This window comes from Microbacterium paraoxydans (genome assembly GCF_020524545.1).
Lineage (GTDB): Bacteria > Actinomycetota > Actinomycetes > Actinomycetales > Microbacteriaceae > Microbacterium > Microbacterium paraoxydans_C.
Genome location: NZ_JAIVLG010000002.1, coordinates 106,250 through 122,473, shown reverse-complemented (window position 1 = coordinate 122,473; position 16,224 = coordinate 106,250). Strand labels below are relative to the sequence as shown.

General features: G+C 68.8%; 14 protein-coding genes. 7 read left to right on the top strand and 7 right to left on the bottom strand.

Annotated elements, in window-relative coordinates; genetic code table 11:
- The first annotated feature begins 51 nt into the window (after nt 1-51).
- Nucleotides 52-1,023: a cation diffusion facilitator family transporter gene (locus LC041_RS05215; protein ID WP_226531900.1), complete on the top strand. Its 972-nt coding sequence runs from the start codon at nt 52-54 to the stop codon at nt 1,021-1,023.
- A gap of 28 nt (nt 1,024-1,051) precedes the next feature.
- Here the strand turns inward: LC041_RS05215 and tadA are convergent, their stop codons facing one another.
- Nucleotides 1,052-1,507 (bottom strand): tRNA adenosine(34) deaminase TadA, encoded by a 456-nt coding sequence (gene tadA / locus LC041_RS05210; protein ID WP_226531899.1) that lies wholly within the window; start codon nt 1,505-1,507, stop codon nt 1,052-1,054.
- A gap of 80 nt (nt 1,508-1,587) precedes the next feature.
- Here tadA and upp point away from each other — a divergent pair, with 80 nt between their 5' ends.
- The gene (gene upp / locus LC041_RS05205) at nt 1,588-2,220 is read left to right on the top strand and encodes a uracil phosphoribosyltransferase (RefSeq protein ID WP_047520553.1); all 633 of its coding nucleotides are present in this window, start codon (nt 1,588-1,590) and stop codon (nt 2,218-2,220) included.
- A gap of 45 nt (nt 2,221-2,265) precedes the next feature.
- On the opposite strand, the gene LC041_RS05200 is transcribed toward upp, so the two are convergent.
- The 3 genes from LC041_RS05200 to nadE form a co-directional block, all read right to left on the bottom strand.
- Nucleotides 2,266-3,045 carry a GNAT family N-acetyltransferase gene (locus LC041_RS05200; protein WP_226531898.1) on the bottom strand — a complete coding sequence of 260 codons (780 nt, stop codon included), beginning with the start codon at nt 3,043-3,045 and terminating at the stop codon, nt 2,266-2,268.
- Complete coding sequence (locus LC041_RS05195; RefSeq protein WP_226531897.1) at nt 3,042-6,512, bottom strand: TM0106 family RecB-like putative nuclease; 3,471 nt, start codon at nt 6,510-6,512, stop codon at nt 3,042-3,044. Before LC041_RS05195 ends, LC041_RS05200 begins: the two co-directional genes overlap by 4 nt.
- Nucleotides 6,513-6,597: 85 nt before the next feature.
- A complete protein-coding gene (gene nadE / locus LC041_RS05190; protein ID WP_226531896.1) occupies nt 6,598-7,416 on the bottom strand; it encodes an ammonia-dependent NAD(+) synthetase in 819 nt (272 codons plus the stop codon).
- Nucleotides 7,417-7,525: 109 nt separating this feature from the next.
- Here nadE and LC041_RS05185 point away from each other — a divergent pair, with 109 nt between their 5' ends.
- Complete coding sequence (locus LC041_RS05185) at nt 7,526-8,083, top strand: phosphorylase family protein (protein WP_226531895.1); 558 nt, start codon at nt 7,526-7,528, stop codon at nt 8,081-8,083.
- A gap of 47 nt (nt 8,084-8,130) precedes the next feature.
- On the opposite strand, the gene LC041_RS05180 is transcribed toward LC041_RS05185, so the two are convergent.
- The 3 genes from LC041_RS05180 to LC041_RS05170 form a co-directional block, all read right to left on the bottom strand.
- The gene (locus LC041_RS05180) at nt 8,131-11,130 is read right to left on the bottom strand and encodes an AAA family ATPase (protein WP_226531894.1); all 3,000 of its coding nucleotides are present in this window, start codon (nt 11,128-11,130) and stop codon (nt 8,131-8,133) included.
- Nucleotides 11,131-12,300 (bottom strand): exonuclease SbcCD subunit D, encoded by a 1,170-nt coding sequence (locus LC041_RS05175; RefSeq protein WP_226531893.1) that lies wholly within the window; start codon nt 12,298-12,300, stop codon nt 11,131-11,133.
- 111 nt (nt 12,301-12,411) lie between these two features.
- Entirely contained in the window at nt 12,412-12,720 is a 309-nt protein-coding gene (locus LC041_RS05170) for a GNAT family N-acetyltransferase (RefSeq protein ID WP_226531892.1), read from the bottom strand.
- Nucleotides 12,721-13,052: 332 nt separating this feature from the next.
- Between LC041_RS05170 and LC041_RS05165 the strand changes: the two genes are divergently transcribed.
- The 4 genes from LC041_RS05165 to LC041_RS05150 all read left to right on the top strand — a co-directional run bounded on the left by LC041_RS05165 (nt 13,053) and on the right by LC041_RS05150 (nt 15,856).
- Complete coding sequence (locus LC041_RS05165; protein ID WP_226531891.1) at nt 13,053-13,754, top strand: winged helix-turn-helix domain-containing protein; 702 nt, start codon at nt 13,053-13,055, stop codon at nt 13,752-13,754.
- Nucleotides 13,755-13,797: 43 nt separating this feature from the next.
- Nucleotides 13,798-14,757 carry a DNA-3-methyladenine glycosylase family protein gene (locus LC041_RS05160; RefSeq protein ID WP_226531890.1) on the top strand — a complete coding sequence of 320 codons (960 nt, stop codon included), beginning with the start codon at nt 13,798-13,800 and terminating at the stop codon, nt 14,755-14,757.
- Between the two features lie 22 nt (nt 14,758-14,779).
- Nucleotides 14,780-14,977 carry a hypothetical protein gene (locus LC041_RS05155; protein ID WP_226531889.1) on the top strand — a complete coding sequence of 66 codons (198 nt, stop codon included), beginning with the start codon at nt 14,780-14,782 and terminating at the stop codon, nt 14,975-14,977.
- Nucleotides 14,978-15,088: 111 nt separating this feature from the next.
- On the top strand, nt 15,089-15,856 hold the full coding sequence (locus LC041_RS05150; protein WP_226531888.1) for a siderophore-interacting protein: 768 nt from the start codon (nt 15,089-15,091) through the stop codon (nt 15,854-15,856).
- Nucleotides 15,857-16,224: the final 368 nt, after the last annotated feature.

The following is a 16,224-nucleotide window of genomic DNA, read 5'->3' as shown; positions in this document are numbered from 1 at the left end:
CTACGGCGGGCACTCCCCGCATCCTCGGGTGGGCGGTTCTAGACTCGTTCCATGAGTGCATCCGGAGGCAACAAGGCCATCGTCGCGGCGTTCCTGGCGAACCTGGGCATCGCGCTCGCGAAGTTCACCGCCTGGGCACTGTCCGGTTCCGCATCGATGCTCGCGGAGGCCATCCACTCGGTCGCCGATTCGGGCAACCAGCTGCTGCTCATGCTCGGCGGACGCAAGGCACGCCGCGAGGCCGACCGCGCCCACCCGTTTGGCTACGGCCGGGAGCGCTACGTGTACGCCTTCGTCGTCTCCATCATCCTCTTCTCCGTCGGCGGCCTCTTCGCGATCTACGAGGGCGTCGAGAAACTGACCAACCCCCATGAGCTCGACAAGACCTGGTGGTGGCTGCCCCTGGTCGTCCTCTTCATCGCCATCGGACTCGAGTCCTTCTCGCTGCGCACTGCAGTGCGTGAGAGCAACATCGTGCGGGAGAAGGGCCAGTCGTGGGTCTCGTTCGTGCGCCGTTCGAAGGCTCCCGAGCTCCCGGTCGTACTGCTCGAGGACGTCGGTGCGCTGACAGGTCTCACGTTCGCGTTGCTCGGGGTCGGACTCACGCTCCTCACGGGCAACCCGGTGTTCGACGCGCTCGGGACCGTGATGATCGGTGTGCTGCTGGTACTGATCGCGATCGTGCTGGGGGTCGAGACGAAGAGCCTGCTGGTCGGCGAAGGTGCGACGGCCGCCGATCACGACCGGATCGTCGATGCCATCAACGCGGGCGACGAGATCGAGAAGATCATCCACATGAAGACGCTCTACCTCGGACCGGACGAGCTAATGGTCGCCGCGAAGATCGCCCTCAACGCCGACAAGCCGCTGCGTGAAGCCGCCGACGACATCAACGCGATCGAGGCGCGTATCCGCGACGCCGTTCCGGTCGCGCGCATCGTCTACATCGAGCCGGACGTCTACCGCCCCTCGATCGACCCCGAGCCGTCGACCGACGTCTTCGTGCTGAAGTCCTCGGACTGAGCGGGCAGTCCGTGCGGGCGGCGAGGACTCACCGCCGCTGTTCGAAGAAGGCGCGCAGCTGCGTCGCCGCGGCGTCCGCCTGCACACCGCCGATCACCTCTGCACGGTAGGGAAGCCTCCGGTCGCGCAGAACGTCGTACAGGGAGCCGGCTGCGCCCGCCTTGTCATCCCACGCGCCGAAGACCACACGGCCGATGCGCGCCTGCAGAATCGCGCCGGCACACATGATGCACGGTTCGAGAGTGACCACGAGTGTGTGCCCCTCGAGGTTCCAGGAGCCGACGGACGCCGCCGCACGACGCAAGGCCTCCACTTCGGCATGACCGGTCGGATCGTTCGTGGCCTCGCGGGTGTTCCGCCCCTCGGCGATGATCCTCCCCTCGTCGTCGAGGACCACCGCTCCGACCGGGATCTCCGCCGCTGCCGCCGCCTCGTCCGCGAGCGCGAGCGCCCGCTGCATCGCGAGGTCGTCGGCGGCAGTCATGCGTCGAGCCTACGACAGCCGCACCCGGTACCCCTGGCCCGGATGTCGTGCCGGGCTCCCCGGCGCATTACCCTGTATCCATGCGTGTTCACGTCGCCGACCACCCTCTCGTCACTCACAAGCTCTCGGTGCTGCGCGACGCGCGCACCCCGTCGCCGGTGTTCCGCCAGCTCACGGAGGAACTCGTGACGCTGCTCGCGTACGAGGCGACCCGCAACGTGAAGGTCAGCCCGATCGAGATCACCACGCCCGTGACGACGACCACGGGCGTCAAGATCTCGGAGCCGCGTCCCATCGTGGTGCCGATCCTGCGCGCGGGACTCGGCATGCTGGAAGGTCTGGTCAAGCTGCTCCCGACCGCAGAGGTCGGTTTCCTCGGGATGGTGCGCGACGAGACGACCTTCGAGCCGACCACCTATGCCGAGCGTCTCCCCGACGACCTGAGCGACCGCCAGTGCTTCGCCATCGATCCGATGCTCGCCACAGGTGGATCGCTCGCCGCGGCGATCCAGTTCCTGTTCGACCGCGGAGCGAAGGACGTCACGGCGATCTGCCTGCTCGGTACCCCCGAAGGCGTCGCCGCGATCGAGGCGATGGCGGGCGATCGTGATGTGACGCTCGTGCTCGGCGCGCTCGATGAGCGTCTCGACGAAAAGGGCTACATCGTCCCCGGCCTCGGCGACGCCGGCGATCGCCTCTACGGGACGGTCTGACCGCGCGCGGGCTTCTCCGGACGCGGCAGCAGCCCGGACGGGGTCTCAGCCCGCGAGAACGAGTCGATAGGCGCGCTCGTCGCCGTAATGCCGAAAGCCCACGCGACGGAGGATCGGCGCGGAGGTGGCGACGCGCCCCTTCACGACAGCGGTCGTCGCGCCCCGCTCGACGGCGGCGCGCAGGCGCTCGGCGAGGACCGCCCGATAGACCCCCTGCCCGCGCGCATCCGGCAGCGTCGCCGCGCCCCACAGCCGCGCGAAGCCATCGACGATCGTGCATCCGCCGGTACTCACGGCACGCCCCTTCAGCCTGCCGAGGACGCGAACGTCGCGGCCGGCGTTCAGTCCGGCGACGACCTCGTCCCTCTCGACGCGGACTCCGTCCTCATCGAGTGGTTCCTGCTCCCAGACCGGCACAGTGATCGCGTCCACCTCCCGCACCTGTTCGAGCGTGCGCACGATCTCGGCCGTGACGAGGTCGGGGACATCGACGACGAGCTCATCGATGGCGCTCGCGAGTACGGCGACGGTATCGATGTGCTCAGCGCCGCGCCGACGCAGCTCGTCTTCGAGATCGGGAGAGTCCGACGGGCTGGTCCAGAATGTCAGCTGCACCTCGCCCCAGTCGCGGGTGTGTGCGATCGCATGATCGAGCACCGAAGCGGCATCGACCGACGAGCGGACCTGCGATGCGCGAACGCCGCCGCCGAAGCGCGCCGGGTACCGTACGAGCTGCACCTCTTCGTTCACATGATCGCTGTCACGGGGGAACCATACCCAGGCAGCGGAGGCCCGCAAGATGTCCTCGGTGGTGTGGACCCTCACTCGACCGCACCCACCAGACGAGCGAAGGCGCTGAGTCGGGCGACCCCTTCGGGGGTGCGCGGCAGATCGTCGAGGAGCGCGGGTGAGTGGATCAGATAGGCGACCACCTGGGCGCGGGAGATCGCGACGTTGAGACGATTCTGCAGCAGGAGGAACTCCGGCCCCCGAGGCGCGTCCCGACCGCTCGAGGCAGCCAGCGAGGTGATCGACACCACCGCCTCCTTGCCCTGGAAGTTGTCGACCGTCCCCACCGGAACTTCGGGGAAGCCTGCATCGGCGAGCTCATCGAGCACCAGCTGTCGCTGAGCGTTGTATGGCGTGACGACGATGATGTCGGCCTGCGTCAACGGCCGCGCCGAGGCATCGGGATCGTTGTCGGTGAACGTCCGACCGATCAGATCGTCGACGAGCCGAACGACCTCGGCGGCCTCCTCCGGTGACTGGGTGGCGTTGCCGCGGTGCCGGAGTGGAACCACGTGCAGCCCGGGGTCGACACCGTCGAGCGATCGGAGCTCCGTACCGGGGGCCGAGGCGAGCTGTCCGGCGTACGCGAGCTTCGACACCGGAGCCGCCACGGCCGGGTGCATGCGCCACGATCGCGCGAGGAAGTAGCCGTACTCCGGTCGGACCACCGGATCGGCGTCCATCACCCACCCGAGCGCCGACGTGTCCACCGGCTCGGGATGAGCGCCCTGGCTCACCTGCGGGAGCTGCTGCGGATCACCGAGCAGCAGGAGGCGTTTCGCGCTCGCGGCGACGGCTATGGTCGAGGCGAGCGAGAACTGTCCGGCTTCGTCGATCACAAGCAGATCGAGTCCCGCCCTGTCGACGCGCTGGGTATTGCTGAAGTCCCATGCCGTGCCACCGACGACTGCGCCCTCTCCGGCGTGCTCGGCGAGGAAGGACGCCATGCCGGTCTTCGCGATCGCGGTGTACGACGGCTCGGCGTCGGGGTCCTTCGGCGCTTTCGCCACGTGAGCAGGTGGGACGCCGTCGGACACGATCCGCTCCAGGAGCGTCTCGATGATGGCGTGCGACTGTGCGACCACGCCGACTTTGAAGCCGTGCTCGTTCACGAGCCGCGCGATCACGCGAGATCCCGTGTAGGTCTTGCCCGTTCCCGGGGGCCCTTGCACGGCGAGGTAGCTGCGATCGAGGTCGAGCACTCCGCGCACGATCGCATCGATCGCGTCATCGTCCGCGGGAGGAAGCGCATTCCCCGACGTCGTGCGCGGAGGGATACGGCGCAGGATGTCGGTCGCGGCATCGTGCGGGTATCCCGGCGCCGCAGCGTGAACGGAGTCGGCCCACTCGTCGATCGCCCCCTGAAGTGACACGACCCGCGGTGGCGCGGCGGGAGTGAGCGCGAGGGGAAGCTCATCCCAGGTCTGGCCCTGCACCGCCGATTCGGTGACGAGATAGCCGTCGTCGAGCACTTCGGCAATCGTGACGGCATGCGGCACATGGACCGCCCGCGACGGTACCTCGGTGTCGAAGGGGGCCGGAACCTCGTAGAGCGCGAACGGCTGCGAACCCGCACCGAGTGTCGTTCCCGGTGACACCTCTCCCCGGATCTCGATGTCGCGTGACATCACCCTGCGACCTTCCCCGATGCTCCAGTCTCGACGAACCGAAGACGAGGAACGATCGATCCGCACGACATCTCTCGTACCGTCCCACATCGTGACGGGCTCCCGCAGCCGCTGGAAATGCGAGACCCAGAAGCTCTTCGCCTCTCGCGGGAAGTAGTCGATGGCCGCGGCCGCGATGCGGTGCACGAGCCCGTCGCCGCCACCCTCCACGGCCTGCTCCGCGTCCGCGAGGAGCGCGACGGAACGGGGTGACGGTTCGTAGATGACCTCGTCGGCGGCGTCCGGCGGGGCCGGTACGACCCCCTTCTGCCGTGCGATGTCGATGAGCCAATTGCGCAGCCTTCTCGTGGAGACGCAGTCATAGCGGTTGTAGTCGGCGAGGTCGGCGAGGACCGCATCCGCCTCGGGCTGATTGCCTGCCGCGGCGAACTCGCGCGCGGCGACGTACTGCACGATCGAGTCGTCGCCCTTCTGCACATCGCTGGTACGCACGTCTTCGCCCATATAGAGCGGTTCGAGCTTCTTGATCGAGTAGGAACGGGACCCGACCCGCACGGTGCGCAGCACCAGGGGGTAGAGGTCGACGAACACTCCTTCTCGGAGCAGCCGATCGACCTCGCCTTCACGCACGCCGTGTCTCGCGGCCATCGCTACCAGGTGAGACGTCTCGTAGGGCGCGTAGTGATAGATGTGCATGCCGGGATGCGCCGCCCTGCGCAGGCTGACGAAGTCGAGGAAGGCCTCGAGCGCACGCTTCTCGTCGGCGAAGGTGTGCGCCCACAGCGCCGAATAATGGTCCGCGTTGTCGACCCAGCCGAAGAGGTAGTCGATCCCCCAATGCGCCTCGCCGTCGGCAGCCGGCTCCGTGTAGAGGGGATCGCCCTCGAAGTCGAAGAAGATGTCGCCATGGCTCGGCAGCGGGAGCGTATGGATCGCCGGTGCGTAGTGCACGTCGTACGTCGGCTCGCCGTCCGCATCTGCACGCAGCTGCAGGCGGGCTTGAGCGCGGAGCGTCTCGAACGTGTCGGTGTTCATGCCCACCGGGGCATCGACGGCGGCGGCGAGGGCGTCGATCGTCTCGACGCCGGCCGCCCGCAGCCGCGCCCGCTGCACCGGTCGCATCCTCGCGACCATGAGGAGGTCTCGATGCGCGAGCACCTGCTCCTCACAGGTCGCGCACCGACCGCAGGCCACGATCTGGAGGTCGCCGCGATCATCACCCCAAGCGAGAGGAGCACCTGCCGCGCCGTCGGCGACACGACGATCGGCGATGAGCGCACGCAGTCGCGCGCGTCGCACCTGGAACAGCGGGAGGAGATCGTCGACGGCGTGCGTGCTGAGCGTGCCGTCGCCGAGGATGAGGTCGACCTCATCGGAGCGAGGGATACCGAGCCGATCGAGTTGATCGGCATATGCCGCAAGCTGCATGAGCGCCGTCACCCGGGCCTTGCGTGCCAGCTTGGAGTCCTGGACCCGCCACCGCCCCTGATCGTCTTTGCGCAGGAAATCAGCGAACCCGACGAACTCCTCGGTCGCGAATGCCGCCTGGAAGACGACCAGGACATCGGACCGCAGCGCCCTCACGGTCTCCTCGATCGCCGCGGTCAGAGCCTCGGCGTCGACCGAGGACACCTTCTCGACGCGATGCACGCTCTCGTCACCGAGGTCTTCGATGTAGCGGGCGAGCACGTTCTGCTCATGGATGTCGCCGAGCTCCGCGGCGCGCTTCAGCGTCGCGTCCTCCGGCTCCTCCACGGCCGGCACGCGTCCCAGTTTCGCGTCGATCGCCCGGCACCAGGCGAACTCGCATTCGGCGGCCGCCTTGAGGTCGCTCGCGCTCCAGATGACGCGCTGCGCCTGAGTGTCGATCCGCACGATGCTCCCGTTCTGTCGGATGCTTCGACACTATCCGCGGCATCCGACACGGACGAAGCGGGACGCCCCCGGGAAGGGACTGCGGTCAACGCCACCAGGTGTCGTCCGGGGCCACCGGAAGGTGCCTCTTGTGCTGCGTCGCCAGGTACCTCGCCTCGATGCGGCCCGCCACGTCCGCGTCGACAGCCCGTCCTTCGAGGAAGTCGTCGATCTGCTCGTACGTGAGCCCGAGTTCTTCCTCGTCGGCCCGACCGGGCTGCCCGTCGAGCAGGTCGGCTGTGGGCACCTTGAACGCGAGTCGGTCCGGCGCATCGAGGAAGTGCAGAAGCGAGCGCCCCTGCCGCTTGCTGAGCCCGGACAACGGGAGGATGTCGGCCGCGCCGTCGCCGAACTTCGTGAAGAAACCGGTCACCGCCTCCGCAGCGTGATCCGTGCCGATCACGAGGAGGCCGTCGTGTCCGGCGAGCGCGTACTGCGTGACCATGCGCACGCGCGCCTTGATATTGCCGCGGTTGAAGTCGCTGATGTCACTCGTGACCGCGAACTCGATGTCCTCCTCGACACCATCGACGCCGTTCTGAATGTTGACCTCGACCGACGAATCCGGAGCGATGAAGTCGAGTGCCGCATCCGCATCCGCGGCATCATGCTGGACGCGGTACGGCAGGCGTACGGCCAGGAACTTCGCCTCGCCGCCCTCGGACCTCACTCGTTCGACAGCGAGCTGCGCCAGACGCCCGGCGAGGGTCGAGTCCTGCCCCCCGGAGATCCCGAGCACGTAGCCCTTCGCTCCCGTCGTGCGAAGGTACTCGACGAGGAACGCGACTCGACGCTCGACCTCGGCCTCCGGGTCGATCTCCGGCCGGACGCCGAGGTCCTCCGAGATCTGCTGCTGCAAAGACATGCGATCCTCCGCTCTGTTCCTCGAATCAGTATCTCCCCTCCGTGTTACGTCCGGGTGACGCCGCGTCGCTCGTGAGGTCTTGCCTGCGGCGACCTGAGAGAATGGGGCAGTGAAACTCCTCGTCGCCGCGCTCGCGTCCGAACTGTCCGCATTCCCGGAGGAACTCGAGGGCTTCGATCGGCTCGTCACGGGCCCCGGCAAGCTCCAGGCGACGTATGCGCTGACCCGCGCCCTCGACGCGAACCCCTACGACGAGATCGTCGTGGTGGGCACCGCAGGGGCGATCGATCCCGACCTCGAGTTGACGGTGCACGAGGTCGGCACGGCGTTCCAGCACGACGTCACCGATCTCGACGGAATCTCCGGGCAACACGTCTCGCTACCACCGAAGGTCTCGACGGGGCGCGAGGGGGTACTGATCGCGACCGGCGACCACTTCGTCGAAGACGCCGAGATCACCGCCGTGATCCGACCGTCGGGCGCCGTTCTGGTCGACATGGAGACCTATGCGTACATCTGGGTAGCGGGGCAATTCGAGGTCCCGATCCGCGTGTTCCGGGCCATCTCCGATCAGGCCGAAGACGGCGCCCTCACGGACTGGCGCGAAGCAGTTGCGCGCTGCAGCGTGCAACTGCGCGAGTTCATCCTCGCCGAATACGGCGTCTGACAACCGGTGCCGTCGAGGCTTCGTCTCAGCGCCGTCGAGGCATCGTCTCAGCGAGGCTCGATCACGCTGGGGCCATTCGGCAAGGCCCGCACCGTGAGCTGAGCCGGGATCTGCTCCTGCATGGCCTCGACGTGACTGATCACCCCGACGGTCCTGCCACCCTGGCGAAGCTCATCGAGGGTGCGCATGGCGACATCCAGCGTGTCCCCGTCGAGCGACCCGAATCCCTCATCGATGAAGAGCGTATCCAGCCGGATGCCGCCGGCCCGCGCGGTGACGACTTCGGCGAGGCCGAGCGCGAGAGCGAGCGAGGTGAGGAACGTCTCACCTCCTGAGAGCGACTGTGGTGGCCGGGCGTGTCCGGTGAACGCGTCGAAGACCACGATGCCGAGGCCCGAAGCCGCACCTCGGGCGGCGAGCGCGTCCGAGTGCCGCAGCTGATAACGCCCCGTCGACATGTCATGCAATCGCCGGTTGGCCGCCTCGGCGATCTCTTCGAGTTCGGCCGCGAGGACGAAGGTCTCGAGCGTCATCTTGTGCGTGTTCGCTCCGCGTCCGGCGACGGTGTCTGCGAGGTTCTGCAGCAGCTCGAACTCGGTCGCCTCCGCGGTCGTCCTCGCGTGCTCCGCCGCAGCAGACTCGATCAACCCCTCGAGTCGCTCGGCGACACCGGCAGCGCGTGCCGCCTCATCGACCGCGCCCTTCCAGAGCGCCCGGGCGGACTCCGACGCCTCCTCGGCGGGTTTCAGATCGATGGGCTCTTCGGGGAGCGTGCGCAGTTCCAGATCGAACAGGATCCCGCGTTCCTTCTCACGCTGGCCGGCATGCTGCGCGATCCGCGCGTCGAGGGACTCCTGTGCCGTCGACGAGCGAAGCGCCTGCTCCGCGGTCACTGCGTCGTGGAAGGGCGAGTCGGCGAGGGCAGTGTCTCGCTCGGATTCCGCAGCGACGAGCGCCTCGGACCTGCGACGGTGTTCCGCGATCGCCGCAGCGAGAGCGCGGGCGGCGGCGATCTTGGTCGCGACATCCGCGAGACGGGCGGCGACCGTGTCGAAGTCTCCCCGGGCCTCGGCGATCGCCTCGCGCGCCTGCGCCTCCCGCTGCCGCAGCAGGGCCTGGTTCTCTCGCGCCTGAGCGAGCGTTGCCGCGTCTTCCGCCTTCTCGGCCTCGAGCCGCTCGACACGCGCCGTCAATGCGACCAGCTTCGCGTCGATCGCCTCCACGTCCTCGACGGCGCTCAGGCTGCGTGCATACGCCGCCTGAGCCTCGGCGTGCTCCCTCTCGGCCTCCTCCACGCTCCGCCCGTCGGCCCGGGCCAGGGCAGCAGCCAACTCGGCCCCCACGGTCGAAACGGCCGACATGAGCTCACGCTCCCGCCGTGCGGCATCGTCACGAACGTTCTCGGCGTCGGTGATGTCTTCGGGCGACACCGGATCGGAGTGCGTGGCGAGGTTCGGGTGCTCGACCGAGCCGCAGACCGGACAGGGGTCGTCGGGGCGAAGACTCGAAGCGAGTTCGCCGGCCATCCCCTCGCTGCGACGCTGCCGAAGCTGCGCGAGGCTCATCTGCGCCTCGGCGTGCTCGGTGGTGGCAGCGGTCAACTCGCGCTCCACGGAGTTCTGATCACCCTGGAGACGTTGCGCGGCTTTCGCGGCCGCGACGCGGGCACCCGCCGACTCCTGCGCGATTCTCAGGTCATCCGCACGGTCGGCGACGCGCCGGGTCTGGTCCCGCTCCGCCTGTGACGCGGCGACCGCCTCGGGCAACGAGAGACGCTCCGCCTCCCCTGCTTCGAGGCGTGCGGTCGCTGCTTCGACCGCGGCAGCCGCGATCCGCAGATCCTCGTCGAGGGCCGGCGCCTGCTCCTCGAGCTCACGCGCGCGCTCCCAGGATCCGATCTCCCTGGTACGGGCCGTGGCCCACGTCTCGAGGTCGCCGTCGACATCGACCCCCAGGGCGTCCCACTCCGCACGAGCGCGCTCCTCAGCCGTAGCGGCATCGTCGACCAGAGCGCGAGACCGAGACGCCGACGCGATCGTCGACCGCAGAGCCTCTGCAGCCCGCGCTGCCGTGAGCTCGGCGCGAACCGCGTCGATCAACGGCGCATCGGCTTCGAGACGCGCGAGCGCGGCCCGTGCGCGGTCGCGCTCCTGTTGCGCGCGCTGCTCCTCGCGCGTCGTGGCGAGCGCCGCGTCGGCCTCGGCCGCTCGCTTCTCGGCGTCAGCCTGCTCGGAGGCGCGACGCTCGGCGCGGTAGTCGGCGCGCGCTTGGGCCCGCCGAAGCGCGTCGAGACGCTCATCGATCGTCTGCGACGTCGTCGGTTGCTCCTTGGCTGCGGGTGGGGCCGTGCCGTCATCGGCTTCGCCCGACAGCCCGCTGGAGTCCACCAGACGTTCCGCCTCGTCGACGCGAGCGTCGACGGTGGCGAGCCGGGCGCCGAGCACCTGCTCCGCCTGCCGACGTCGTTCATCGAACCGCGCCTGCACATCCTCGAACCGCTGAGTGCCGAACAGCCGGCGAAGCAGAGACTGGCGATCCCGGCTGCCCGCCAGCAGGAACTCGGAGAACCGGTTCTGTGCCAGAAGGATCACCTGCAGGAACTGCTCCCGACTCAGCTGCAGGATCTCATCGAGATCGCCGGCGACATCGACGGCGCGTGCGGCGCGCCCCACCCACCCTGCCTCGGTCCACTCGTCCAGAGACACCGCCGCGGCCTGCTTCGTCAGTCCCCCGCCGCGCTTCGCCGGACGAAGGTACTCCGGCGACCGCGTCACCCGGAACCGACCGGACGGCGTGCTGAATTCGACCACGACCTCGGAGGGATCGTCGGGCTCACAATGGTCGCTGCGAAGCCGCTTCTCACCGCCGTCGTAGCGCGGCACGCCGCCGTAGAGACCGAAGCAGACGGCGTCGAGGATGCTCGACTTGCCGGCGCCGGTCCGCCCCGCGATCAGGAAGATACCGTCGTCACCGAACCCGTCGAAATCGACGATCTGCCGCGATCGGAAAGGGCCGAACCCCTCGACCTCCAGGCGATGAAGACGCATCTAGACGAGAGCTTCCGCGCGCACGCGCTCGTCGAGCACCTCGCGGATGAGGTCGCGCTCCGCGTCGGTCGCGCCGCGGCCTGCCCGGACGTGCTCGAGGAACGCCTCGATCCTGTCGGCATCGGTCACCGCGGCACGGAGTCGCTGCGAGTATGACCTCTCCTCCGTCCCAGAGACGGCCGCGGGCTGGTGCTGCACCATGGCGCAGTAGGGGTAGCTCTCGCGCAGACGCCGCATCGGCTCTGACTGGGGCACAGCGTCGGTGTACACGGCGCATACCCATTCATCGGCATGCTCGGCGACCATCTCGGGCGCCAAGATCTCGTCGAGCGTGCCGGTGAGCGTGACAAGGCGACGCGGCACGGGCAGCTCGAGCCACTCGACGGTGGCGAGACCGTGGGCATCGAGGTCGACGAGCCACGAACCACGTTCCTTGTACTGCTCGCCGAAGCTGTAGTGCAGCGGAGCCCCGGCGTAACGCACGCGCTCACTGAGCTTCTGGCGACCATGGATGTGCCCGAGCGCGACGTAATCGGGACCGTCGAACACACTCAGCGGCACCACGTCTAGCCCGCCCTGACGGACCTCGCGTTCGAGACCGGCGGTGGCGTCGACTCCTGCGGCGAAGCAGTGCGCGATGACGACCGAACGCCCTTCGTGAGCGCTCATGCCGGTGCGGACGAGGTCCATGGCATGCGCCATGGTCTGTGCCTGGGTGCGGAGCGGGCGGCCAGAGCTGTCGCCTTCGGGCCAATGCTGACGCACGATCGCCGGCTCGAGGTAGGGGATGCCGAAGAAATGCACCGGTCCATCGGCATCCGCGATCGTGACGGGCGCGCCGACGCCGAGCGGATCGGTCAGCACATGGATGCCGTCACGGAGCAACCGGGCTTGGAAACCCAGTCGCGCCGCCGAGTCGTGGTTGCCGCTCGTGACGATCACCCGCGCGCCGACCTCTTCCAGCGCCACCAACGCGTCGCCGAGAACCGAGTAAGCGGCACCGGACGGAGTCGCGGAGTCGAAGACGTCTCCGGCGACGACAACCACGTCGACCGCGTGTGTGCGCACCTGCTCGGTGAGCGCCCCGAGAACCTCGGTCAGCGCGCCCATGGTCGAGTTGCCATGGAACGTCCGGCCGATGTGCCAGTCGGAGGTGTGCAGGATTCGCATAGTCACACGGTACGAACCACCTCCGACATTCCCTGCGAGGCGTGCCGCGACGGGCTCAGGACGTCACCCGGTCGGTAACCGGTCGTAACACGACGTCATGAAAGAAGGCGGTCAGCGCGAGCGCAGCAGAGGAGCATGCTCGGGGTGTGCGGCGAACCAATCGGCGACGTACCAGCACACCGCATCCACCTTGCGGTCGCCGCGCTCCTGGATGTCGGCCACCGCACCCTCCACGACCTTGCCCGCATAGCCGTTGCCCCGGAAAGTCGGGATCGTGAACGCGCGGGTGAGGGCGATCGTGTGACCGTCGTCGCGGTAGTCGAGAACGCTCACGAGCTTTCCGTCGCGCATGAGCGTGTAGCGCGACGCGTCCTTCTCGTCGGTCAGGATGAAGCCTCCGACAGTGTGTGAGATCGTCATTCGCTCCACGTTACGCCCGTCGGAAGCGCCCGGGCGTTTTGACATGGGGCGTCACGATCGGACATAATCCCCCCATGACCACCAACGCAAGCCCTTTGTCCGCCCAGGAGGCGAACAGGACTGCCGGGATGATGATGCCCGGTCGCGTTGGCATGTGTTGCCGAATGTGTCGCTGAACGAACAGCCACCCCGCCTGACCTGAGTCCTCGCGATCTGCGAGGCCAGCGTCTCCGAGCATCCACCCTCTGCTCGTTCCCCGGCTCCGCCGGTCATTCATGCAACGCATCAGAGCCCCTCTCGATCCGGGCTCACGTCCCGAGGACTTCATCATCATGTCGAACACCGCACTTCTCGAGCGTCCCGCCGCCGCCCCGATCCGCACTCGTGCCGAAGCCGCGCCGCTGCCCTCCGCCACCGCCGACCTTCCCGCTGTCCGCTCGCCGCGCGGCTTCGCACTCTACGTGGGCCTCGACGAGATCAAGGCCGCCGAAGCCGGTGTGAGCCTCCCGCTGCTCGTCGACGCGCTGCGCCGCACTCTGGCCGAGCTCGCTCCGGGCGCGGAGACACACGCGACGGTCGCCCTCGCCCCGCACGGGTCGGGTGGACGCGATCTCGACGTCGTCCGACTCGCCTTGCAGGAGCCGGGTGCCATCGCACGCACCAAGGCCGCGGCCGACGAGGACTCCGCGGAAGAGGAGAGCGGCGTGACCGTCGACATCTCCCGCAAGCGCGTACTGATCGACGGGGAGTCTGCGGCGTTCACCTACAAGGAGTTCGAGCTGCTCCAGTACCTCGTGCTGCGCGAGGGCCGCACGATCGAGCGCAGCGAGCTGGTCTCCGCCCTCTGGCAGGCGCAGGACGACGAGACCCCCGGCGAGCGCACGATCGATGTCCATGTGCGTCGTCTTCGCGCGAAGCTCGGGCGCTACGAGGACATCGTCCGCACGGTGCGCGGCATCGGCTACCGGTTCGACCGGCACGCCGACGTCGTCATCCGCTACGGACACGGAACGCCGTCGCCCGACCGCTTCTGACCGTCTGGGAGGCGCTGTCGGAGCCGGCGCGTAGGGTGGCCGCATGACATCGACGGCGCATTCCGCAGCAGCTGAGGTCGCGCCATCAGCTGCCCCTCGGGAGGCCGTCTACCGCCCACCGCACGCTCTGGATCTCGGCCGCACACTCGGATTCCTGCGCCGCGGCAAGGGCGACCCGACCATGGTCATCGCCGGGTCGGTCATCTGGCGTGCGATGCGGACACCCCTCGGCCCCACGACCTTGGCGGTGCGGACGATCGGCGACGAGGTGCGCGCGACCGCCTGGGGCCCCGGAGCGGACTTCGCGCTCGACGTCGTTCCCGCGCTCTGCGGAGCCCATGACGACGCCGAGGACTTCGATGCGTCGCAGCATCCTCTCGTCACCGAGTCGGCCCGTCGCCATCCCGGGTTGCGCCTGACGCGCACCGACGAGGTGTTCGACGCGCTCGCGTGCGCGATCATCGAGCAGAAGGTCACCGGCATGCAGGCGTTCGGGGCGTGGCGTTGGCTCGTCTCCCGCTTCGGCGAGCGCGCCCCCGGCCCGACGCCACGGCCGATGTTCGCCGCGCCGACGGCTGCGCAGTGGCACCGCGTCCCGTCCTGGGCGTGGCACCGCGCCGGGGTCGAGCCGCCACAGTCCCGGACCCTCGTGCGCGCGGCCGAGCGGGGCGACCGCATCGCCCGCGCCGTGCGGAACGCCTCGGACGGCACGGCGCGCGACCGCGTTCTCACGAGCCTCCCCGGTATCGGAGCCTGGACGTCCGCGGAGACCAGGGCACGCGCTCTCGGCGACACCGATGCCGTCAGTGTCGGCGACTACCACCTCGCCCATGAGATCGGCTATGCCCTCACCGGCACGCGCACCGACGACGCCGGGATGCTCGAACTGCTCGCTCCCTGGGCGGGGCAACGGCAGCGAGCGGTCCGGCTCATCCTCGCCAGCGGGGTGCAGGAGCCGCGACGAGGCCCTCGCCTCGCCCCCGAGAACCATCGCGACCGCTGACTCCGCCGCCTATGCTGGGGCCATGTCCCGCAGCGCGATCCGCATCTCCATCACCGTCGGCCTGTTGATCGTCGGCGTGGTGATCGGGCTCATCTTCCAGAATGTGTGGTTGGGCGTGCTTCTCGCCGCGATCGTGTGGCTGGGCTGGTTCCTCGGGTACGAATCGCGGCGCGGGAACAATGCCGGTGTCAACGATGAAGACCACGGCATCGAGCTCTGAGCCGCTCCTGCGCCGGGTTCAGTAGTACACCGCGAGCGGTCTGGAGGGTCCGGCGATCACGCCCTCCGCCGCCGCCGGCCTTCCGCGACGCGTTTAGGTTAGCCTTACTTCATGAGCTCTACGACATCCGGATTCTCGATCGAACGCCGCGGCCTCGAGCTGCGCTTCCGCAACGCGACCCTGAGCGCCCGGGAATGGCTGGCGCCGGACTTCGTTCGCGTGCGGCTGACTGGTTCGGACCTCGCGGGCTTCGATTCGCCGGGCGCCGACGATCACATGCGACTCTTCTTCCCCTCCGGCCCGGTTGAGTCCATCGAGGAGCTTCGCGCGTCACCGAGCCGCGAGTACACCCCGCTGGCCTGGGGCGAGGACTGGCTCGATGTCGAGTTCGCGGTGCATGGAGACCAGGGCGTGGCCGCTCCCTGGGCCGCGACCGCACCACTCGGCTCCGCGATCGGCGTGGGCGGGCCTCGCGGATCCGCCGTGGTGACGGGCGAGCCGGGGTCCTGGCTACTGGTCGGCGACGAGACCGCGATCCCCGCGATCCGCCGTTTCGCCGCGCTCATCCCGGAAGGCACGCCGGCGCGCATCGTGGTGGAGACCGTGAATCCGGGACGCGAAATCGAGATCGACGCCCCCGTCGACGTCGAGTGGCTGCACCGCGGCGAGGCACCTTCCGGCTCCGCGCTCATCGCTTTCCTCGACGCCCTGACCCCCGAGGACGCGATCGGCGAAGACCCCTTCGTGTTCGTCGCCGCCGAGCAGTCGATCGTCAAGCCGGGCCGGGCGCTGCTCGAACGCTGGGGCGTCGAGACGACGAAGGCCGTGGTGAAGGGGTACTGGAAGCGCGGCGAGGCGGAGTACCACGCGCCGCACTGAGCCCGCGGCGAAAACCCAGACCAGCCGTCGCGTTCACGGCGCGTCGCCGTTCGACACGCCGCCGCTTGCGGCGCAGATCTGGGTCTTGGCACTTCGGCGTGGCCCCGGGGACCACTTGACTCCCGGGCGTGTCGCACCCTAGTGTGACAAAGCTGCGTCGATCGGCGCAGCGCACCAGCCGAGGAGTCGACGGATGACCGCGCAGCGGAACCTCCCCATCGCAGCGGTGTTGCAGCTTCAGCAGAAGCGCAATGACCGCTACGAGTCGTACCCTCCGGCACGCGCCGTGTGACAGCATCCGCTCTCGCAACGCCCCGTACCGTCAGGTCCGGGGCGTTTTCCATGGAAGACCCCTGACCTGTGGCCGG